The 1,177-nt window shown below is 71.0% G+C and carries 1 protein-coding gene; it reads left to right on the forward strand.

Going from position 1 to position 1,177, the window contains the following annotated elements; all coding sequences use genetic code 11:
* Positions 1-438: 438 nt before the first annotated feature.
* On the forward strand, positions 439-1,177 hold a 739-nt coding region (locus tag KBX53_RS33590; protein ID WP_210863878.1), incomplete at its 3' end, for a sensor domain-containing protein.

A 1,177-nucleotide genomic window follows, 5' to 3' on the forward strand; every position in this document is an offset into this window, starting at 1 on the left:
GGCAGGTCCGGGAGCGCCGGTACGGCACCGGCGCGGCCGGGCGCGCCTGGGTGACGGTGCTGACTCATGAGACTCCGTGCGGTGCGATCCTCGGCCAACTCCGCTGGTCGGCCGTTTGTGGACTCCCGCTGGCGACCGAGATTGCCGGCTGTGCTAGCAGGGCGCGTCGGAGTCACAGCGTAGGCGCTTGTGAAGACGTGCACAAATCGCGATCTTGCCGCTGCGTGGCGCGACAGCACCAGCACCCCCATCCCACAAGATCGATTGAACGGCCTGGTCCGCTCACCGCCGGGGCGATTATTGCTCAATCCCGACTTCTCTGACCAATCCCGCGCCGGCCCTGTCCCGGGTCGTCCCGGCGGTGGTAGGGGCAGCACTACGGAGGAGAGGCGGGGTTTCGGGATGGGGACACCGCGCCCGGCTGCCTAGCCTTTGGGCATGACCGCCGTTGCCGCCACCAGCGACCGACCGACGCTGGCACCGAGCATCCCCCGCCAACTCTTCGTCGACTCCGGGTACGTGGTGCTGGGCCTGCCCCTGGCGGTGGCCAGCTTCGTCCTCCTCGTCGTCGGCCTCGCGGTCGGCATCGGCCTGGTGGTCACGGTGATCGGCTTACCGATCCTCAGCGGCACCCTGTACGCCGCCCGTGGGCTGGCCGACGTCGAGCGGCTGCGGCTGCCCGCGGTGCTCCACCAACCCCGGATCCGGCCGCACTACCGGCTGCCCGAGGCCGGCGCGAACGCCTGGCGGCGGATCTTCGTGCCGATGCGGGACGCCCAGTCCTGGCTCGACCTGGCACACGGCATCCTGCGGCTGATCGCGGCGGTGGGCACCTTCGTGGTGACGGTGTCCTGGTGGGCCGCGGCCATCACCGGCTCGCTCTACTGGGCGTACGACTGGGCGCTGCCCCGGGCCGACGGCGAGGGTGACCAGGACCTGGCGCAGTTGCTCGGCCTGGGCGACTCGACCACCGCCCGGATCGGCCTGTACACCGCGCTCGGGGTGTTCTTCCTGATCACCCTGCCGATCGTGGTGCGGGGCTGCGCGCTGCTGCAGGCCAGCTTCGCCAAGGCCATGCTGACCGGGGTGGCCGAGATGCGCGACCGGATCACCGTGCTGGAGGAGCAGAAGCGAGCCGCGGTGTCCGCCGAGGCCTCCGCGCTACGCCGGCTGGAAC

The organism is Micromonospora sp. M51 (genome assembly GCF_018070305.1).
Classification (GTDB): domain Bacteria; phylum Actinomycetota; class Actinomycetes; order Mycobacteriales; family Micromonosporaceae; genus Micromonospora; species Micromonospora parva.